The sequence below is a fragment of the Streptomyces sp. NPDC023573 genome, assembly GCF_055559735.1.
On sequence record NZ_JBVHKB010000002.1, the window covers coordinates 373655 to 390792 of the forward strand.

A 17138-nucleotide genomic window follows, 5' to 3' on the forward strand; every position below is an offset into this window, starting at 1 on the left:
GCCGTGCGTCTGACCACCCTCTTCACCCTCCCGCGCGTCCTGCGCCACAGCGACGCGATAGGCGCCGGTCTGCCCCCGGACGAGGCCGTGGTCCTCGACGCCCCCGACCCCTCGCTGCGGGTGGTCCTGGCCGCCGCGGCGGCGGGTGACCACGCCCCTGCCGCCGAACTGCTCGCCCTCACCCGCGAGCACGCCCAGTGGGAGCGCAGGGACACCTGTGTCACCCGCCTCGCACGGGCCTCGCTGCACCACCCGGGCTGGCTGGACAGCTGGCTGGAGGAGTCTCCGGAGGACCCCGACGCCGTGCTGGTCAAGGCCGACCAGTACATCTGCCAGGCCTGGCAGATACGGACGGGGGCCCGGGCGAAGCACGTCGAGGCCGACCAGTTCCGGGCGTTCCACGCGGTGCTGAGGGACTCGGTGCCGGTGATATCGGCCGCCGCCGAGCTCAACCCCGACGACCCCGTGCCCTGGCGCGTCGCGCTGACCCAGGCCCGGGGCATCCAGGCGCCCAGGGACGTCTTCGACAGCTATCTCGCCGAGGCGAACGCGCGCGACCCGCACCACGAGGGCTGCCACGTCCAGGCGCTCCAGTACCTCTGCGCCAAGTGGTACGGCTCGCACGAGGAGATGTTCGCCTTCGCCGAGCGCGCGGCCGGTCAGGCCCCTCCCGGCTCCCGGCTCCACGCGCTGCCGCTCCAGGCCGTCGTCGAATACCTGATCGCCGACGAGGAGACGAACGGCCCCGACCACACCGCCCGCGCCGAAGCCGCGGTGACCCGCGCCCAGGCGCTGTCCGACAGCTACGCCCCGGGAGACCGGGAGGCCGCCGGCTTCCGCAACCACCTGGCGCTGGTCCTGTGGTCGATGAACCGCTACGAGGAGGCCCTCACGGCCTTCCGCTCCATCGGGGTGCACGCCACGACCTTCCCGTGGACCTATTTCGGCGACCCCCGGGCCGAATTCCTGGAGGCCCGCTCCGACACCCGCGTCGAGCTGGCGATGAAGGTCCCCTTCTTCCGCCCCTCCCCCGGGCCCCCGGCCACCGGCACCCCCGAATGGGAGCGTGAGCTGGCACCACGGTCGGTCGCCATCGCCTCCACCGGCCCCACCGAGGTGGCCCAGGCCGCCCTGATCTGCGGCCACAGCCTGCGGACGGCCCCGGCCGGCAGCCATCACACGTACGTCGAGATCGTCCCGGACCCCGTACGCGGCACACACGCGGCCCTCCTCCCGGAGGACCCGCTCACCTCGGCGGCCGACAACTTCACCACGGCCGAGGAGTGGCCCGCCCTGGTCCTGCACCGCACCCCGGAACGCAGCAGCTTCACCCTCCTCCACCGGGGCAAGAAGGTGACGGCCCACACCTGGGAGACCGCCGCACCCGCCACCGACCACGCCGAGGCGGGCGCGACGGCCGCCGCTCTGGCCCGTGTGTACAAGCTGGCCGACCCGCGCCCCCTGGCCCACATCCTGCGGGCCACCGGAGACCCCGCCCGTCACCAGGGGGAGCTCGTCGCCGCCCTCGGCCTCCCGCCGCTGCCCGCCGGATACGGCGGGCAGCAGGAGATCCTCGCGGCGCTCCCCGGCGCCCGGGTGCTGGCCCGGCGCGGTTTCCTCGCGGGGATGCGGGACACCATGACCGCCCAGGACGGCGTCCATCCGGAGGCCCCCGCCCCGGACGAACCGCACCCCGCCCGCTGGTGGGCCCTGCGCACGGCCGGACTGCTCTTCTTCGGCGCGGCGGCGGTCTACGCCTGGTGGACACCCGACATCGGCTGGTTCCGCTCCACCGCGTCCACGGCCGTCGCCCTGTACTTCGCGGCCAAGCTGCTGCGCGCCCGGCGCCGCAGACCGGTCAGCAGCAGCCCGCCGCCGGAAGCGTCCTGACGTTGCGGGCCTCCAGGGCCCTGGCCGCCAGCAACTCATCGGCCGGATAAGCCACTTCCTCCAGCGTCAGCCCGTGCGGCCGCACCACGTGCACCGCCGGGTCCCGCACCTTCGCCGCCAGCACCTCGGCAGGCCACCCGGCCGGCCTGCGCCCGTCCCCGACGAACAGCGCCGCCCCGATCAGCGCCCGCACCATGTTGTGGCAGAACGCGTCGGCCTGCACGGTCGCCGTCAGCACACCGGAGTCCGCGTCCCGCACCCAGTGCAGCTTCTGGAGCGTACGGATGGTCGTCGCGCCCTCACGCTTCTTGCAGTACGCGGCGAAGTCGTGCTCGCCCACCATCAGGGCGGCCGCCTCGTTCATCGCGTCCAGGTCCAGCGGCCGGTCGTGCCAGAGCACATGGCCGCGGGTCAGCGGATCCACCCCGCCCTGCCGGTCCCCCACGCGGTACGCGTAACGCCGCCACAGCGCGGAGAAGCGCGCGTTGAAACCGACGGGAGCCTCGGCCGCCCGCCAGACGCGTACGTCCAGCGGCAGGCGCCCCGCCATCCGCCGCAGCAGCTTCTCCTCGTGCTCGGCCCACACCTCGGCCGGCAGGTCGACGTGCGCCACCTGCCCGCGCGCGTGCACCCCCGCGTCGGTGCGCCCGGCCACCGTCAGGTCGTACGTCACCGACGACCGCGTCACGGTGCGCAGCGCGTCCTCGATCTCGCCCTGCACCGTGCGCCTGCTGGTCTGCTTCGCCCAGCCGGAGAAGTCCTTTCCGTCGTAGGAAAGGTCCAGCCGTACCCGTACAAAGCCGGGCTCTGCCTCGTCACTCACCCGAAGATCCTCTCAAAACCGAACGGGCCCGCACCGCCCCGAAGGGTGATGCGGGCCCGTACCTGGGTCTCAGGACGCTCAGGCGTCCTTGGACTCCTCAGCGGCGTCGGCCGGCTTGGCGTCCTCGACGGTCTCGGCCGGAGCCTCGTCCTTCTTGAGGGCGTCTTCCTTGACGGCGCGCTTCGTGGCGGCCTCGGCCTCACCGGTGGCGGCCTGCGCCACGGTCAGCGCCTCGACCAGCTCGATGACGGCCATCGGGGCGTTGTCGCCACGACGGTTGCCGATCTTGGTGATGCGGGTGTAACCACCGGGGCGGTTCTCGTACCGCGGGGCGATCTCGGTGAAGAGCGTGTGCACGATGCCCTTGTCCGTGATCGACTGCAGCACCAGGCGACGGTTGTGGATGTCGCCCTTCTTCGCCTTGGTGATGAAACGCTCGGCGACCGGACGCAGGCGGCGGGCCTTGGCCTCGGTCGTGGTGATGCGGCCGTGCTCGAACAGCGACTTCGCGAGGTTGATGAGAAGAAGCTTCTCGTGCGCAGCGCTGCCGCCCAGACGGGCACCCTTGGCGGGCTGAGGCATGGTTTTCTCCTTGTGTGCTGCACCGGCCGTATCAGGTACCGGTGTCAGTTCCCGCGAGGCGGTCGCCCCGCGGAAGTCTCTTCAATGCGCCGCGGCACGGGGGCACCCGGAAATCCGGGCACCCCCAGCCGGGAGGCGACTCAGTACTGCTCGGTCTCCACGAAACCGGCGTCCGCGTCGTCGTCCGCGCCGAAGGCGTCGGCCGCGGCGGTCGGGTCGAAGCCGGGAGGCGAGTCCTTGAGCGCGAGGCCCATACCGGCCAGCTTCGCCTTGACCTCGTCGATCGACTTGGCGCCGAAGTTGCGGATGTCGAGCAGGTCCGCCTCGGAGCGGGCGACGAGCTCACCCACGGAGTGGATGCCCTCGCGCTTGAGGCAGTTGTACGACCGAACGGTGAGCTCCAGCTCCTCGATCGGCAGGGCGAGATCGGCGGCGAGCGCGGCGTCCGTCGGCGACGGACCCATGTCGATGCCCTCGGCGTCGATGTTGAGCTCGCGCGCCAGACCGAACAGCTCGACCAGGGTCTTACCGGCCGACGCCATGGCGTCACGGGGACGCATGGCCTGCTTGGTCTCGACGTCGACGATCAGCTTGTCGAAGTCGGTGCGCTGCTCGACACGGGTCGCCTCGACCTTGTACGTGACCTTGAGCACCGGCGAGTAGATGGAGTCGACCGGAATCCGGCCGATCTCCTGGCCCACCTGCTTGTTCTGGACGGCGGAGACGTAGCCGCGACCGCGCTCGACGGTCAGCTCCATCTCCAGCTTGCCCTTGCCGTTGAGCGTCGCCAGGACCAGGTCCGGGTTGTGGACCTCGACACCGGCCGGCGGGGCGATGTCAGCAGCGGTGACCAGGCCGGGACCCTGCTTGCGCAGGTACATCACGACCGGCTCGTCGTGCTCCGAGGAGACGACCAGCTGCTTGATGTTGAGGATGAGGTCGGTCACGTCCTCCTTGACGCCCGGCACGGTGGTGAACTCGTGCAGGACACCGTCGATCCGGATGCTGGTGACAGCGGCACCGGGGATCGAGGAGAGGAGGGTACGGCGCAGGGAGTTGCCGAGGGTGTAACCGAAGCCCGGCTCCAGCGGCTCGATCACGAACCGGGAGCGGAATTCGTCGACGACCTCTTCGGTCAGCGACGGACGCTGAGCGATAAGCATGTGGTGATCCTTCAGTCGTGGGCACCCACTATTTGATGCCCGACAGATGAAACAAGGATACGGGCGGCATGCCCCGAAGGGACATACCGCCCGGATCCGACGCTACTGACGCACGGCCGTCACCGGCCGTAGCGGATCAGACGCGGCGACGCTTCGGCGGACGGCAGCCGTTGTGCGGCGTCGGGGTGACGTCCTGGATCGAACCGACCTCGAGGCCCGTGGCCTGGAGGGAGCGGATCGCGGTCTCACGGCCGGAGCCGGGACCCTTGACGAAGACGTCGACCTTGCGCATGCCGTGCTCCTGCGCGCGGCGGGCGGCCGACTCGGCGGCCATCTGCGCGGCGAAGGGGGTGGACTTGCGCGAGCCCTTGAAGCCGACGTGGCCGGCGGAGGCCCAGGAGATCACGTTGCCCGAGGGGTCCGTGATCGAGACGATGGTGTTGTTGAACGTGCTCTTGATGTGGGCGTGCCCGTGAGCGACGTTCTTCTTTTCCTTGCGACGCACCTTCTTGGCTGCGCCCTGACGACCCTTGGGGGGCATGTCTTGACTCCAGATGGAGAGGGGAGGTGATCGGTCCTACAGCGAAGACCGCTGGTTTCCGCGAACGCCCGGTGACCCGGACCCCCGCGGTGCGTCCGCTGAGGACTACTTCTTGCCCGGCTTCTTCTTACCGGCGATGGCGCGACGCGGGCCCTTGCGGGTACGCGCGTTCGTGCTGGTGCGCTGACCGTGGACCGGCAGACCGCGACGGTGCCGGATGCCCTGGTAGCAGCCGATCTCGATCTTGCGGCGGATGTCGCCCTGGATCTCGCGGCGAAGGTCACCCTCGGTGCGAAGGTTGGCGTCGACGTACTCGCGGATCTTGACCAGGTCCTCTTCGGCCAGGTCACGAACGCGGGTGTTCGGGTTCACGCCGGCGGCGGCGAGGATCTCCTTGGACCGGGTGCGCCCGATGCCGAAGACGTAGGTGAGGGCAACCTCCACGCGCTTTTCGCGCGGGATGTCAACACCTGAAACGCGTGCCATTCAATGGCTCCAGTTGTTATTTCGGGGGTCTTCCGCAGGTCCACTCCCGAACGCCGACCTCGTCCGCGTGGGAAGAGGTGGTACGCCCGGGTCCCCGGCCCCCGCCGGAGGTGTCGTCAGCCGAAGCTTGGACGGGCTCTGCGTATGTACGTTTACGTGCGTCGCGCGAAGAGCTGCGAGATGCAGGTGGTCGTGCGTCAGCCCTGGCGCTGCTTGTGGCGCAGGTTGTCGCAGATGACCATGACCCGGCCGTGACGGCGGATCACCTTGCACTTGTCGCAGATCTTCTTGACGCTCGGCTTGACCTTCATGGGATGTCAGGTTCTCCGGGTCAGTGCCCTCACCACGCCGAAGCGGGATGGCGGCAAGATCTACTTGTACCGGTAGACGATCCGGCCACGCGTCAGGTCGTACGGAGACAGCTCCACGACGACCCGGTCATCCGGGAGGATACGGATGTAGTGCATCCGCATCTTGCCGCTGATGTGCGCGAGGACTTTGTGACCGTTCTGAAGTTCCACCTTGAACATGGCGTTCGGGAGGGACTCGATCACGGTGCCCTCAATTTCGATGGCACCTTGCTTCTTGGCCACGCTTCGCCTTTCGAATCGGCTACCTTGATCGACTCACGCCCGCCGCATGAAGACACACGGATGCACGAGAGCCGACGAGTCAGTCTACGTCAGCGGACTCCAAAAGACGAATCCGTCAAGTTTGCCCACTTCCTCTGATCCTTAGACACGGATCAGCCGGACAGTCCTGGTGAGCGTCAGGCCGGACCATCAGGCCAGCGGGTCCGGCGCCGCCTCGACCCCGTACTGGGCGAGCTTGGCCCGGCCGCAGTCCGGGGAGGTCAGGACCAGCGGCCCCTGCTCCGTGAGGGCGATCGAGTGCTCCCAGTGCGAGGACCAGGTGCCGTCGGTCGTCAGGACCGTCCACTCGTCGGCGAGGACCTTCGTCTGCGCGGTACCCAGCGAGACCATCGGCTCGATGGCCAGGCAGACGCCCGGGACGAGCTTGATGCCCTTGCCGCGCTTGCGCGAGACGTAGTTCAGCAGGTGCGGGTCCATGTGCATCTCGGTGCCGATGCCGTGGCCGCCGTAGTCCTCGATGATCCCGTACTTGCCGGTCGCCGGGCGGGGCTGGCGGCGGATGTAGGACTCGATGGCCTTCGAGATGTCGACGAGCCGGTTGTTCACCTTCATCGCGGCGATCCCGGCCCACATGGACTCCTCGGTCACCCGGGACAGCTCGACGAGCTCCGGAGCGTGACCGGTGCCCACGAAGGCCGTGTACGCGGCGTCACCGTGCCAGCCGTCGATGATCGCGCCGGCGTCGATCGAGATGATGTCGCCGTCCTTCAGGACGGTCTTCTCGTCCGGGATGCCGTGGACGACGACCTCGTTGACCGAGGTGCAGATCGTCGCGGGGAATCCGCCGTACCCCAGGAAGTTCGACTTCGCGCCGTGGTCGGCGATCACCTTGCGGGCGACCTCGTCCAGGTCCTTCGTCGTGGCGCCGGGGACGGCCGCCTCACGGGTGGCGGCGTGAATGGCAGCGACCACGAGGCCCGCCTCGCGCATCTTCGCGATCTGCTCGGGGGTCTTGATCTGCACCATTGCGCGGCGCCTCTCTGCGTACGAAGGGAAAGGGTGGAAGCCGTACTCCACGATACGGCGCCAAAACAGTCGGCCGCGACGCCCGAGGGCGCCGCGGCCGGCTGTGTGGTGCTACGGGGGCGGGTCAGCCCTCGTCGGACTTCTTGAGGGCCTCCATGGCCCGCTCGGTCACCTCGGTGACCTTGCCGAGCGCGGAGATCGTCACGACCAGGCCCTGTGACCGGTAGTAGTCGATGATCGGCTCGGTCTGCGTGTGGTAGACCTCGAGACGCGTACGGACCGTCTCCTCGGTGTCGTCGTCCCGCTGGTACAGCTCGCCGCCACAGGCGTCGCAGACGCCCTCGGTCTTCGGCGGGTTGTACGTCACGTGGAAGACGTGCGCGCTGTCGTTACGGCAGATACGGCGGCCGGCGATGCGCTTGACCACCTCGTCCTCGGGGACCTCGAGGTCAAGGACCGCGTCGAGCTCGACGCCCTCGCTGTGCAGCATCTCGTCGAGTGCCGCGGCCTGCCCCACATTGCGGGGGAAGCCGTCCAGGAGGAAGCCGTTCTCGGCGTCCGACTGGGACATGCGGTCCTTGGCCATCGCGATGGTGACTTCGTCCGGCACCAGCTGTCCCGCGTCCATGAAGGCGCGGGCCTGCTTGCCAAGGTCGGTGCCCTGGCTGATGTTGGCGCGGAAGAGGTCGCCCGTGGAGATGTGCGGAATCGACAGATTCTTGGCAAGGAACGCAGCCTGCGTTCCCTTGCCGGCACCGGGCGGCCCGACGAGGACGATTCGCATCAGCGGAGGAACCCTTCGTAATTGCGCTGCTGGAGCTGACTCTCGATCTGCTTCACGGTCTCCAGACCCACACCCACGATGATCAGGATGCTCGTCCCGCCGAACGGGAAGTTCTGGTTAGCGCCACCGAAGCCTGCCAACGCCATCGTCGGCACCAGAGCGATCAGACCCAGGTACAGCGAGCCCGGCCAAGTGATCCGGTTGAGCACGTAGCTCAGATACTCGGCAGTAGGTCGACCTGCCCGGATACCCGGGATGAAGCCACCATACTTCTTCATGTTGTCCGCGACTTCCTCGGGGTTGAACGAGATCGCCACATAGAAGAATGCGAAGAACACGATCAGAAGGAAGTACGTCGCGATGTAGTACGGGTGGTCGCCCTTGACGAAGTGATCCTGAATCCAGGTCGCCCAGCCCGCGGTGGAGTTGGAGAACTGAACGATTAGAGCAGGAATGTAGAGCAGCGAAGAAGCGAAGATGACGGGAATCACACCCGCCTGGTTCACCTTCAGCGGGATGTAAGTGGACGTACCACCGTAGGACCGGCGCCCGATCATCCGCTTCGCGTACTGCACCGGGACCCGGCGCTGGGCCTGTTCGACGAAGACGACGAGGCCGACCATCACGAAGCCGATGAGGATGACGGTGATGAACTCGATCCAGCCGTCGGCCAGCTTGCCGCTCTCCTTGATGGCCCAGAGAGCGCCGGGGAAGCTCGCGGCGATCGAGATGAACATCAGGATCGACATGCCGTTGCCGATGCCGCGGTCGGTGATGAGCTCACCGAGCCACATGACGGCGGCGGTACCGGCGGTCATGGTGATCACCATGACGACGGTCGTGAAGATCGACTGGTTCGGGACGACCTGGTCGGCGACGGAGCAGCCGCTGAAGAGCGCGCCGCTGCGAGCGGTGGCCACCAGGCCGGTGCCCTGGAGGATGGCCAGCGCGACGGTCAGATAACGCGTGTACTGCGTGATCTTGGCCGTGCCCGACTGCCCCTCCTTCTTGAGGGCTTCGAGTCGGGGGATGACCACGGTCAGCAGCTGGAGAATGATGCTGGCCGTGATGTACGGCATGATGCCGAGCGCGAAGATCGTGATCTGCAGCAGTGCACCACCGCTGAACATGTTCACCAGACCGAACAGGCTGTTGTTGCCCTGACTGGCCTGGTCAACACAGGTCTGGACGTTCTCGTAGCTCACCCCCGGTACGGGAATGTGCGCACCGAGACGGTAGAGCACGATGATGCCGAGCGTGAAGAGCAGCTTCTTGCGCAGGTCGGGCGTCTTGAACGCCCGGGCGAACGCGGTGAGCACGGTGCCTCCTGCGACCCCCGCGCAAAAGCGTGAGGTGACGGTCTTGAGGATCGACGATTACGTAACAGCCAAAGGACCCCGGGCTCTTGCCCAGGACTTACCACAGCAACAGTGCACGCCACCTTACCGGCGTACATGCCCCCCTAGGAACGACCAACCGGGGATGCCCCAAATGAGAGGCATCCCCGGTCGGGTGTTCAGGCCACAGCCCTGTCCGAGTTGTCTCAGACGAGTTCGGTGACGGTGCCGCCTGCGGCGGCGATCTTCTCCTTGGCGGAGCCGGAGACGGCGTCAACCGAAACCTGCAGCGCCACGGAGATCTCGCCCTGTCCGAGGACCTTGACGAGGTGGTTGTTACGCACGGCGCCCTTGGCGACCAGGTCGGCCACCGTGACCTCTCCACCCTCGGGGTAGAGCGTCGCGAGCTTGTCCAGGTTCACGACCTGGTACTCCGTGCGGAACGGGTTCTTGAAGCCCTTGAGCTTCGGGAGACGCATGTGGAGGGGCATCTGGCCACCCTCGAAGCGCTCCGGAACCTGGTAACGAGCCTTCGTACCCTTGGTACCACGGCCTGCGGTCTTACCCTTGGACGCCTCACCACGACCCACACGGGTCTTGGCGGTCTTGGCGCCCGGGGCAGGCCGGAGGTTGTGGGCCTTCAGCGGGCTGTTCTCCGCCATGTCAGTCAACCTCCTCAACCGTCACGAGGTGGCGGACGGTGTGAACCATTCCGCGGAACTCGGGGCGGTCCTCCTTGACAACCGAGTCGTTCAGGCGCTTGAGCCCGAGCGAACGCAGGGTGTCGCGGTGGTTCTGCTTGCTGCCGATGTACGACTTCGTCTGCGTGATCTTGAGGCGAGCCATTACGCACCCGCTCCCGCACGCGCACGGAGCAGAGCCGCGGGGGCGACGTCCTCGAGGGGCAGACCGCGGCGGGCCGCGATCTCCTCGGGACGCTGCAGGCCCTGGAGGGCCGCCACGGTCGCGTGCACGATGTTGATCGGGTTCGAAGAACCGAGCGACTTCGACAGGATGTCGTGAACGCCGGCGCACTCCAGGACGGCGCGCACCGGGCCACCGGCGATAACACCGGTACCGGGGGAAGCAGGCCTCAGCAGGACGACGCCCGCAGCCTTCTCGCCCTGGATCGGGTGCGGGATGGTGCCCTGGATACGCGGGACCTTGAAGAAGCTCTTCTTGGCCTCTTCGACGCCCTTGGCGATGGCCGCGGGAACTTCCTTGGCCTTGCCGTATCCGACACCGACGGTGCCGTCACCATCGCCCACCACGACCAGCGCGGTGAAGCTGAAGCGACGACCACCCTTCACTACCTTGGCGACGCGGTTGATCGCGACGACACGCTCGACGTACGCGGTCTTCTCGGCCGCAGCACCGTCACGGCCCTTCCGGTCCCGCCGCTCGCCGCCACCGGCACCGCTTCCGCGGCGCTGGGGTCCAGCCATTGGATTTACCTCTCTCTGTTACGTCCGCTGTGCGTTGGAACCGGGGCTTAGAACTTCAGCCCGGCTTCACGGGCGGCGTCAGCCAGAGCGGCAATCCGCCCGGCGTACTGGTTACCACCGCGGTCAAACACGACGGCCTCGACGCCTGCGGCCTTGGCACGCTCGGCGACAAGCGCGCCGACCTGCTTGGCCTGGGCGCTCTTGTCACCCTCCGCACCACGGATCGACGTGTCCAGGGTCGACGCCGACGCGAGCGTGTGGCCCGCGATGTCGTCGATGACCTGGGCGACGATGTGACGGTTGGAACGCGTCACGACCAAGCGCGGACGCTCCGGCGAACCGGAGATGTGCTTGCGGACGCGGATATGGCGCCGCTTGAGAGCGGCACGCTTGTACGCGTCGCCCTTGGCGATCTTCACACCGTATGCCATGGCTACTTACCAGCCTTTCCGACCTTGCGCCGGATGACCTCGCCGGCGTACTTGACGCCCTTGGCCTTGTACGGGTCGGGCTTCCGCAGCTTGCGGATGTTGGCGGCTACCTCGCCGACCTTCTGCTTGTCGATGCCCTCGACGCTGAGCTTCGTGGGCGACTCGACCTTGAAGGTGATGCCTTCCGGAGCCTCGATGAGGATCGGGTGGCTGTAGCCCAGGGCGAACTCCAGGTTGGAGCCCTTCGCCTGGACGCGGTAACCGACACCGCTGATCTCGAGCGCCTTGGTGTATCCCTGGGTCACACCGGTGATCATGTTCGCCACCAGCGTGCGGGACAGGCCGTGAAGGGCCTTGTTCTGACGCTCGTCGTTCGGGCGGACGACGCTGAGCACGCCGTCCTCACCCTTGGTGACCTCGATCGGCGCGGCGACGGTGTGCGAGAGGGAACCCTTGGGGCCCTTCACCGCGACCGTGCGGCCATCGATGGTGACGTCCACACCGGCGGGAACCTGGATGGGGAGCTTGCCGATTCGCGACATGAGCTTTCCTTCCTTTCCCGACTACCAGACGTAGGCGAGGACTTCCCCACCTACGCCCTTCTTGCCTGCCTGCTGGCCGGTCAGGAGACCGTGGGACGTGGAGATGATCGCCACGCCCAGGCCGCCGAGGACCTTCGGCAGGTTGGTGGACTTTGCGTACACACGCAGACCCGGCTTCGAGATGCGCTTGATGCCGGCAATCGAACGCTCGCGGTTCGGCCCGAACTTCAGCTCGAGAACGAGGCTCTTACCGACCTCGGCGTCCTCGACCTTCCAGCCGGTGATGAAGCCCTCCTGCTGGAGGATCTCCGCGATGTGCGACTTGATCTTGCTGTGCGGCATCGAAACATCGTCGTGATACGCCGAGTTCGCGTTACGCAGACGCGTGAGCATGTCTGCGATGGGATCAGTCATGGTCATGAGTTGGCCTTCGGCCTCTCTCGCCGGGGTTTCCTGTATGCGCCATCCCTCTCCCCACTCAGTGGCGGGACGGGTGCGGTGCGGGGACCTACGGCGTAGTAAGTCGGTCAGGGCGGCAGGCGCCCAACCCTTCAAGCCTACGGCATGAAGAGCGGGGCTCCTGCCGACCGGATACTTACCGAGAGCTTTCTGGTCCTACGACGCCCGAGGGCGAAGGAGGATTACCAGGAGCTCTTGGTCACGCCCGGCAGCTCGCCACGGTGAGCCATCTCACGAAGGCACACGCGGCACAGGCCGAACTTGCGGTAGACGGAGTGGGGCCGGCCGCAGCGCTGGCAGCGGGTGTAACCGCGCACGCCGAACTTCGGCTTACGGGCGGCCTTAGCGATCAGAGCCTTCTTCGCCACGGTCAGTTCTCCTTGAACGGGAAGCCGAGGTGACGAAGCAGGGCACGACCCTCGTCGTCGTTGGTCGCCGTGGTGACCACGGTGATGTCCATGCCCCGGACCCGGTCGATCTTGTCCTGGTCGATCTCGTGGAACATGACCTGCTCCGTGAGACCGAAGGTGTAGTTGCCACGGCCGTCGAACTGCTTCGGCGACAGACCACGGAAGTCACGGATACGCGGAAGCGCGAGCGACAGCGTACGGTCCAGGAACTCCCACATGCGGTCACCACGGAGGGTGACGTGGCAGCCGATCGGCTGCCCCTCGCGCAGCTTGAACTGCGCGATCGACTTGCGGGCCTTCGTGACGGCGGGCTTCTGGCCGGTGATCGTGGTGAGGTCCCTGACGGCACCGTCGATCAGCTTGGAGTCGCGGGCGGCGTCGCCCACACCCATGTTGACCACGATCTTGACCAGACCGGGAACCTGCATGACGTTCTCGTACGAGAACTCCTCACGCAGCTTGCCGGCGATTTCCTCGCGGTAGCGCGTCTTGAGACGCGGCGCAGTGGTGGTCGTCATCAGATGTCCTCACCGGTCCGCTTGGCAACGCGGATCTTCTTGCCCTCGTCGTCAAAGCGGTAGCCGACGCGGGTGACGACCTTGTTGCCGTCCTTCTCCACAACCAGCTGTACGTTGCTGACGTGAATCGGGGCCTCGGTGGTGACAATGCCACCCGTCTGCGAACCGCGAGCCGTCTGACCGGCCTTGGTGTGCTTCTTGACCCGGTTGACACCCTCGACGAGGACACGGTCCTGAGCGGGGAAGGCAACGATGACCTTGCCCTGCTTGCCCTTGTCCTTACCGGTGATGACCTGAACCAGGTCGCCCTTCTTGATCTTCATGCTTACAGCACCTCCGGCGCGAGCGAGATGATCTTCATGAACTTCTTCTCGCGCAGCTCACGGCCCACCGGGCCGAAGATACGGGTGCCGCGGGGGTCGCCGTCGTTCTTGAGAATGACAGCGGCGTTCTCGTCGAAGCGGATGTACGAGCCATCCGGACGACGACGCTCCTTGACGGTGCGAACGATGACCGCCTTGACGACGTCACCCTTCTTCACGTTGCCACCGGGGATCGCGTCCTTGACGGTGGCGACGATGACGTCACCGATGCCCGCGTAGCGGCGACCCGAGCCACCGAGAACACGGATGGTGAGAATTTCCTTCGCACCCGTGTTGTCGGCGACGCGCAGTCGCGACTCCTGCTGGATCACGTCTATCTCCTGATCGTCTGCCGGTTCCCGGCGGGGGCGCCGGTGAAGGTGCCCCCGCCGAGCCTGGCGGAACTTGCCTGAGGGGGATGCCCCTCAGGAATTACTTGGCCTTCTCGAGGATCTCGACGATGCGCCAGCGCTTCGTGGCGGACAGCGGACGCGTCTCCATGATGACAACGCGGTCGCCGACGCCGGCGGAGTTCTGCTCGTCGTGGGCCTTGAGCTTGTTCGTACGGCGGATGACCTTGCCGTACAGCGCGTGCTTGACGCGGTCCTCGACAGCGACGACGACGGTCTTGTCCATCTTGTCGCTGACGACCAGGCCCTCACGGGTCTTGCGGAAACCGCGGTCAGTGTTGGTCTCAGTCACAGTCTTCTCGCTCATCAGACGCTCTCCACCGTCTCGATGCCCAGCTCGCGCTCGCGCATCAGGGTGTAGATCCGGGCGATGTCCTTACGGACGGACTTGAGCCGACCGTGGTTCTCGAGCTGGCCCGTCGCCGCCTGGAAGCGGAGGTTGAACAGCTCTTCCTTGGCCTCGCGGAGCTTGTTGAGGAGCTCCTCGTTGCCCAGCTCGCGCAGCTCGGACGCCTTGGTACCGGCCGACATCACGACTCACCTGCCTCGCGCCGAACGATCCGGCACTTCATCGGAAGCTTGTGAGCAGCGCGGGTGAGCGCCTCACGAGCAATCTTCTCGTTCGGGTAGGACAGCTCGAACATCACCCGACCGGGCTTGACGTTCGCGATCCACCACTCGGGAGAACCCTTACCGGAACCCATGCGGGTCTCGGCAGGCTTCTTCGTCAGGGGGCGGTCCGGGTAGATGTTGATCCAGACCTTGCCGCCACGCTTGATGTGGCGGGTCATCGCGATACGAGCTGCCTCGATCTGGCGGTTCGTCACGTACGCCGGGGACAGCGCCTGGATGCCGTACTCGCCGAACGCAACCTGCGTGCCACCCTTGGACATACCGCTGCGCTTCGGGTGGTGCTGCTTGCGGTGCTTGACCCTACGGGGGATCAGCATTTCGGTCAGGCCTCCGTTCCGGTGCTCTCAGCCGGAGCAGCGGCGGCGGGAGCGTCGGCCTTGGGGGCCTCCGCTGCCGGCGCGGACTGCTGCGGCTTGCGGCCGCGACCGCCACGCTCGCCACCACGGCCACCACGGCCGGCCGGGCGGTCAGCGCCGCCACGGGCCGGACGGTTGCCGGCGCGAGCCGCTGCGTTCTCGGCGCGGACCTCGGCGATGTTCTTGACGTCGCCCTTGTAGATCCAGACCTTCACACCGATGCGGCCGAAGGTCGTCTTGGCCTCGAAGAAGCCGTAGTCGACGTTCGCACGGAGCGTGTGCAGGGGCACGCGGCCCTCGCGGTAGAACTCCGAGCGGGACATCTCGGCGCCGCCGAGGCGGCCACCGCACTGGATCTTGATGCCCTTGGCGCCGGCCTTCATCGTGCTCTGCATGCTCTTACGCATGGCACGACGGAAGGAGACGCGGGAGGAGAGCTGCTCGGCGACGGCCTGGGCCACCAGCTGAGCGTCCACCTCGGGGTTCTTGACCTCGAGGATGTTCAGCTGGACCTGCTTGCCGGTCAGCTTCTCCAGCTCGCCACGGATGCGGTCGGCCTCGGCGCCGCGGCGGCCGATGACGATGCCCGGGCGGGCGGTGTGGATGTCAACGCGGACGCGGTCGCGGGTGCGCTCGATCTCGACCTTCGAGATGCCGGCCCGCTCCATGCCCTTCGTCATCATGCGACGAATGGCGACGTCTTCCTTGACGTAGTCCTTGTACAGCTTGTCGGCGTACCAACGGGACTTGAAGTCCGTGGTAATGCCGAGCCGGAACCCGTGCGGGTTTACCTTCTGGCCCATTACCGGGTTCCTTCCTTGCTGCTGACGACCACGGTGATGTGGCTGGTCCGCTTACGGATCCGGTAGGCACGGCCCTGAGCACGCGGACGGAACCGCTTCAGGGTCGGGCCCTCGTCCACGAACGCCTCGCTGATGACCAGCGAAGAGGCGTCAGGGTGGTCGTAGTTGTGTGCAGCGTTGGCGATGGCGCTGTCAAGCACCTTGCCAACCGGCACGCTCGCGGCCTGCGGGGCGAAACGCAGGACCGCCTGAGCCTCCGTGGCATCCATGCCACGGATGAGGTCCACCACGCGGCGGGCCTTCATGGGCGTGACGCGGATGTACCGCGCCTGGGCCCTGGCTTCCATGGTTGTCCCTTCGGTGTGAGTCATAGTCGTTTCCACCCCGCGCTAGCGGCGCTTCGACTTCCGGTCGTCCTTGACGTGGCCGCGGAAGGTGCGAGTCGGCGAGAACTCGCCGAGCTTGTGGCCGACCATCGACTCGGTGACGAACACCGGGACATGGATCTTGCCGTTGTGCACCGCGATGGTGTGGCCCAGCATTGCCGGGATGATCATCGAGCGACGGGACCAGGTCTTGATGACGTTCTTGGTGCCTGCTTCGTTCTGTACGTCCACCTTCTTGACGAGGTGGCCGTCGACGAAGGGCCCCTTCTTGAGACTGCGCGGCATCTAAACCCGCTCCTAGCGCTTCTTGTTCGTCTTGCGGCGGCGGACGATGTACTTGCTCGATGCCTTCTTCGGCGAGCGAGTACGACCCTCCTTCTGACCCCACGGCGAGACCGGGTGACGTCCACCGGAGGTCTTGCCTTCACCACCACCGTGCGGGTGGTCAACCGGGTTCATCGCGACACCGCGGACGGTCGGGCGAACGCCCTTCCAGCGCATGCGGCCGGCCTTGCCCCAGTTGATGTTCGACTGCTCGGCGTTGCCGACCTCACCGATGGTGGCGCGGCAGCGGGCGTCGACCAGCCGGATCTCGCCGGACGGCATACGAAGGTGGGCCATCGTGCCCTCCTTCGCCAGCAGCTGCACGGAGGCACCCGCGGAACGGGCGAACTTCGCGCCGCCGCCGGGCCGCAGCTCGATGGCGTGGATGGTCGTACCGACCGGGATGTTGCGCAGCGCCAGGTTGTTGCCCGGCTTGATGTCGGCGCCCGGACCGTTCTCGACGCGGTCACCCTGCGACAGACCACGGGGGGCGACGATGTAACGCTTCTCGCCGTCCGCGTAGTGCAGCAGCGCGATGCGCGCGGTGCGGTTCGGGTCGTACTCGATGTGCGCGACCTTGGCCGGCACGCCGTCCTTGTCGTGACGACGGAAGTCGATCACGCGGTAGGCGCGCTTGTGGCCACCACCCTGGTGGCGAACGGTCACACGACCGGCGTTGTTACGGCCGCCCTTGCTGTGCAGGGGGCGGACCAGCGACTTCTCCGGCGTGGACCGCGTGATCTCGACAAAGTCGGCGACGCTGGAGCCACGACGGCCCGGGGTCGTCGGCTTGTACTTGCGGATACCCATTTCTCAGTCCTCGTCCGATTCCGG

At 66.9% G+C, this 17138-nt stretch carries 28 protein-coding genes; 1 reads left to right on the top strand and 27 read right to left on the bottom strand.

The genetic code is table 11. The annotated features are described in order from the left end of the window. Positions 1–3 precede the first annotated feature (3 nt). Positions 4–1890 (top strand): hypothetical protein, encoded by a 1887-nt coding sequence (locus ACZ32T_RS08170; protein ID WP_467365934.1) that lies wholly within the window; start codon positions 4–6, stop codon positions 1888–1890. Here the strand turns inward: ACZ32T_RS08170 and truA are convergent. From truA to rplB, 27 genes are all read right to left on the bottom strand, one after another. Beyond that, positions 1859–2713: a tRNA pseudouridine(38-40) synthase TruA gene (truA, locus tag ACZ32T_RS08175; RefSeq protein ID WP_467365937.1), complete on the bottom strand. Its 855-nt coding sequence runs from the start codon at positions 2711–2713 to the stop codon at positions 1859–1861. The two genes, ACZ32T_RS08170 and truA, sit on opposite strands and share 32 nt — an antisense overlap. Positions 2714–2791: 78 nt before the next feature. Further along, positions 2792–3295 carry a 50S ribosomal protein L17 gene (rplQ, locus tag ACZ32T_RS08180; protein ID WP_031096406.1) on the bottom strand — a complete coding sequence of 168 codons (504 nt, stop codon included), beginning with the start codon at positions 3293–3295 and terminating at the stop codon, positions 2792–2794. Between the two features lie 140 nt (positions 3296–3435). Continuing rightward, positions 3436–4458: a DNA-directed RNA polymerase subunit alpha gene (locus ACZ32T_RS08185; protein WP_003966937.1), complete on the bottom strand. Its 1023-nt coding sequence runs from the start codon at positions 4456–4458 to the stop codon at positions 3436–3438. Positions 4459–4594: 136 nt separating this feature from the next. Next, the gene (gene rpsK, locus ACZ32T_RS08190; RefSeq protein WP_003956432.1) at positions 4595–4999 is read right to left on the bottom strand and encodes a 30S ribosomal protein S11; all 405 of its coding nucleotides are present in this window, start codon (positions 4997–4999) and stop codon (positions 4595–4597) included. A gap of 105 nt (positions 5000–5104) precedes the next feature. Further along, entirely contained in the window at positions 5105–5485 is a 381-nt protein-coding gene (rpsM, locus tag ACZ32T_RS08195; protein ID WP_014154579.1) for a 30S ribosomal protein S13, read from the bottom strand. Between the two features lie 197 nt (positions 5486–5682). After that, positions 5683–5796 carry a 50S ribosomal protein L36 gene (gene rpmJ / locus ACZ32T_RS08200; RefSeq protein ID WP_003956441.1) on the bottom strand — a complete coding sequence of 38 codons (114 nt, stop codon included), beginning with the start codon at positions 5794–5796 and terminating at the stop codon, positions 5683–5685. 60 nt (positions 5797–5856) lie between these two features. Continuing rightward, positions 5857–6078 (bottom strand): translation initiation factor IF-1, encoded by a 222-nt coding sequence (gene infA, locus ACZ32T_RS08205; protein ID WP_003956442.1) that lies wholly within the window; start codon positions 6076–6078, stop codon positions 5857–5859. Between the two features lie 189 nt (positions 6079–6267). Further along, complete coding sequence (map, locus tag ACZ32T_RS08210) at positions 6268–7104, bottom strand: type I methionyl aminopeptidase (protein ID WP_104788307.1); 837 nt, start codon at positions 7102–7104, stop codon at positions 6268–6270. A gap of 124 nt (positions 7105–7228) precedes the next feature. Next, positions 7229–7888, bottom strand: coding sequence for an adenylate kinase (locus tag ACZ32T_RS08215; RefSeq protein ID WP_467266675.1), 660 nt, complete (start codon positions 7886–7888; stop codon positions 7229–7231). Then, positions 7888–9207 (bottom strand): preprotein translocase subunit SecY, encoded by a 1320-nt coding sequence (gene secY / locus ACZ32T_RS08220; protein ID WP_356714191.1) that lies wholly within the window; start codon positions 9205–9207, stop codon positions 7888–7890. Before secY ends, ACZ32T_RS08215 begins: the two co-directional genes overlap by 1 nt. A gap of 224 nt (positions 9208–9431) precedes the next feature. Beyond that, on the bottom strand, positions 9432–9887 hold the full coding sequence (gene rplO, locus ACZ32T_RS08225) for a 50S ribosomal protein L15 (RefSeq protein ID WP_014047794.1): 456 nt from the start codon (positions 9885–9887) through the stop codon (positions 9432–9434). A gap of 1 nt (position 9888) precedes the next feature. Then, positions 9889–10071, bottom strand: coding sequence for a 50S ribosomal protein L30 (rpmD, locus tag ACZ32T_RS08230; RefSeq protein WP_003966943.1), 183 nt, complete (start codon positions 10069–10071; stop codon positions 9889–9891). Next, on the bottom strand, positions 10071–10670 hold the full coding sequence (gene rpsE / locus ACZ32T_RS08235) for a 30S ribosomal protein S5 (protein WP_356714190.1): 600 nt from the start codon (positions 10668–10670) through the stop codon (positions 10071–10073). The genes rpmD and rpsE overlap by 1 nt, the downstream gene beginning before the upstream one ends. 47 nt (positions 10671–10717) lie before the next feature. After that, the gene (rplR, locus tag ACZ32T_RS08240; RefSeq protein WP_033297607.1) at positions 10718–11101 is read right to left on the bottom strand and encodes a 50S ribosomal protein L18; all 384 of its coding nucleotides are present in this window, start codon (positions 11099–11101) and stop codon (positions 10718–10720) included. A gap of 2 nt (positions 11102–11103) precedes the next feature. Then, positions 11104–11643: a 50S ribosomal protein L6 gene (gene rplF / locus ACZ32T_RS08245; protein ID WP_404107226.1), complete on the bottom strand. Its 540-nt coding sequence runs from the start codon at positions 11641–11643 to the stop codon at positions 11104–11106. Between the two features lie 21 nt (positions 11644–11664). After that, on the bottom strand, positions 11665–12063 hold the full coding sequence (gene rpsH / locus ACZ32T_RS08250; protein ID WP_356714189.1) for a 30S ribosomal protein S8: 399 nt from the start codon (positions 12061–12063) through the stop codon (positions 11665–11667). A 221-nt stretch (positions 12064–12284) separates the two neighbouring features. After that, on the bottom strand, positions 12285–12470 hold the full coding sequence (locus ACZ32T_RS08255) for a type Z 30S ribosomal protein S14 (RefSeq protein WP_003948630.1): 186 nt from the start codon (positions 12468–12470) through the stop codon (positions 12285–12287). Between the two features lie 2 nt (positions 12471–12472). Further along, on the bottom strand, positions 12473–13030 hold the full coding sequence (gene rplE, locus ACZ32T_RS08260; protein ID WP_014047789.1) for a 50S ribosomal protein L5: 558 nt from the start codon (positions 13028–13030) through the stop codon (positions 12473–12475). Continuing rightward, positions 13030–13353: a 50S ribosomal protein L24 gene (gene rplX / locus ACZ32T_RS08265; RefSeq protein WP_014047788.1), complete on the bottom strand. Its 324-nt coding sequence runs from the start codon at positions 13351–13353 to the stop codon at positions 13030–13032. Before rplX ends, rplE begins: the two co-directional genes overlap by 1 nt. A 2-nt stretch (positions 13354–13355) precedes the next feature. Beyond that, complete coding sequence (gene rplN / locus ACZ32T_RS08270) at positions 13356–13724, bottom strand: 50S ribosomal protein L14 (RefSeq protein ID WP_003974257.1); 369 nt, start codon at positions 13722–13724, stop codon at positions 13356–13358. A gap of 100 nt (positions 13725–13824) precedes the next feature. Beyond that, entirely contained in the window at positions 13825–14109 is a 285-nt protein-coding gene (rpsQ, locus tag ACZ32T_RS08275; RefSeq protein ID WP_356714188.1) for a 30S ribosomal protein S17, read from the bottom strand. Beyond that, the gene (rpmC, locus tag ACZ32T_RS08280) at positions 14109–14333 is read right to left on the bottom strand and encodes a 50S ribosomal protein L29 (protein ID WP_014047786.1); all 225 of its coding nucleotides are present in this window, start codon (positions 14331–14333) and stop codon (positions 14109–14111) included. The genes rpsQ and rpmC overlap by 1 nt, the downstream gene beginning before the upstream one ends. Next, positions 14333–14752 carry a 50S ribosomal protein L16 gene (gene rplP, locus ACZ32T_RS08285; RefSeq protein ID WP_014154587.1) on the bottom strand — a complete coding sequence of 140 codons (420 nt, stop codon included), beginning with the start codon at positions 14750–14752 and terminating at the stop codon, positions 14333–14335. Before rplP ends, rpmC begins: the two co-directional genes overlap by 1 nt. Before the next feature lie 5 nt (positions 14753–14757). Continuing rightward, positions 14758–15594: a 30S ribosomal protein S3 gene (gene rpsC, locus ACZ32T_RS08290; protein ID WP_014047784.1), complete on the bottom strand. Its 837-nt coding sequence runs from the start codon at positions 15592–15594 to the stop codon at positions 14758–14760. Beyond that, a complete protein-coding gene (gene rplV, locus ACZ32T_RS08295; RefSeq protein WP_073733141.1) occupies positions 15594–15941 on the bottom strand; it encodes a 50S ribosomal protein L22 in 348 nt (115 codons plus the stop codon). The genes rpsC and rplV overlap by 1 nt, the downstream gene beginning before the upstream one ends. Before the next feature lie 42 nt (positions 15942–15983). Beyond that, positions 15984–16265, bottom strand: a complete 282-nt coding sequence (rpsS, locus tag ACZ32T_RS08300) for a 30S ribosomal protein S19 (RefSeq protein WP_015610726.1) — start codon at positions 16263–16265, stop codon at positions 15984–15986. Between the two features lie 12 nt (positions 16266–16277). Continuing rightward, positions 16278–17114 carry a 50S ribosomal protein L2 gene (gene rplB, locus ACZ32T_RS08305; protein ID WP_099173848.1) on the bottom strand — a complete coding sequence of 279 codons (837 nt, stop codon included), beginning with the start codon at positions 17112–17114 and terminating at the stop codon, positions 16278–16280. Between the last annotated feature and the right edge of the window lie 24 nt (positions 17115–17138).

Excerpts from the sequence above, each read along its gene's own strand:
- rplQ (WP_031096406.1), bottom strand. The coding sequence starts at position 3,295 with ATGCCTCAGCCCGCCAAGGGTGCCCGTCTGGGCGGCAGCGCTGCGCAC.
- ACZ32T_RS08185 (WP_003966937.1), bottom strand. The coding sequence starts at position 4,458 with ATGCTTATCGCTCAGCGTCCGTCGCTGACCGAAGAGGTCGTCGACGAA.
- rpsK (WP_003956432.1), bottom strand. The coding sequence starts at position 4,999 with ATGCCCCCCAAGGGTCGTCAGGGCGCAGCCAAGAAGGTGCGTCGCAAG.
- rpsM (WP_014154579.1), bottom strand. The coding sequence starts at position 5,485 with ATGGCACGCGTTTCAGGTGTTGACATCCCGCGCGAAAAGCGCGTGGAG.
- rpmJ (WP_003956441.1), bottom strand. The coding sequence starts at position 5,796 with ATGAAGGTCAAGCCGAGCGTCAAGAAGATCTGCGACAAGTGCAAGGTG.
- map (WP_104788307.1), bottom strand. The coding sequence starts at position 7,104 with ATGGTGCAGATCAAGACCCCCGAGCAGATCGCGAAGATGCGCGAGGCG.
- ACZ32T_RS08215 (WP_467266675.1), bottom strand. The coding sequence starts at position 7,888 with ATGCGAATCGTCCTCGTCGGGCCGCCCGGTGCCGGCAAGGGAACGCAG.
- rplO (WP_014047794.1), bottom strand. The coding sequence starts at position 9,887 with ATGGCGGAGAACAGCCCGCTGAAGGCCCACAACCTCCGGCCTGCCCCG.
- rpmD (WP_003966943.1), bottom strand. The coding sequence starts at position 10,071 with ATGGCTCGCCTCAAGATCACGCAGACGAAGTCGTACATCGGCAGCAAG.
- rpsE (WP_356714190.1), bottom strand. The coding sequence starts at position 10,670 with ATGGCTGGACCCCAGCGCCGCGGAAGCGGTGCCGGTGGCGGCGAGCGG.
- rplR (WP_033297607.1), bottom strand. The coding sequence starts at position 11,101 with ATGGCATACGGTGTGAAGATCGCCAAGGGCGACGCGTACAAGCGTGCC.
- rplF (WP_404107226.1), bottom strand. The coding sequence starts at position 11,643 with ATGTCGCGAATCGGCAAGCTCCCCATCCAGGTTCCCGCCGGTGTGGAC.
- rpsH (WP_356714189.1), bottom strand. The coding sequence starts at position 12,063 with ATGACCATGACTGATCCCATCGCAGACATGCTCACGCGTCTGCGTAAC.
- rplE (WP_014047789.1), bottom strand. The coding sequence starts at position 13,030 with ATGACGACCACCACTGCGCCGCGTCTCAAGACGCGCTACCGCGAGGAA.
- rplX (WP_014047788.1), bottom strand. The coding sequence starts at position 13,353 with ATGAAGATCAAGAAGGGCGACCTGGTTCAGGTCATCACCGGTAAGGAC.
- rpsQ (WP_356714188.1), bottom strand. The coding sequence starts at position 14,109 with ATGAGCGAGAAGACTGTGACTGAGACCAACACTGACCGCGGTTTCCGC.
- rpmC (WP_014047786.1), bottom strand. The coding sequence starts at position 14,333 with ATGTCGGCCGGTACCAAGGCGTCCGAGCTGCGCGAGCTGGGCAACGAG.
- rplP (WP_014154587.1), bottom strand. The coding sequence starts at position 14,752 with ATGCTGATCCCCCGTAGGGTCAAGCACCGCAAGCAGCACCACCCGAAG.
- rpsC (WP_014047784.1), bottom strand. The coding sequence starts at position 15,594 with ATGGGCCAGAAGGTAAACCCGCACGGGTTCCGGCTCGGCATTACCACG.
- rplV (WP_073733141.1), bottom strand. The coding sequence starts at position 15,941 with ATGGAAGCCAGGGCCCAGGCGCGGTACATCCGCGTCACGCCCATGAAG.
- rpsS (WP_015610726.1), bottom strand. The coding sequence starts at position 16,265 with ATGCCGCGCAGTCTCAAGAAGGGGCCCTTCGTCGACGGCCACCTCGTC.
- rplB (WP_099173848.1), bottom strand. The coding sequence starts at position 17,114 with ATGGGTATCCGCAAGTACAAGCCGACGACCCCGGGCCGTCGTGGCTCC.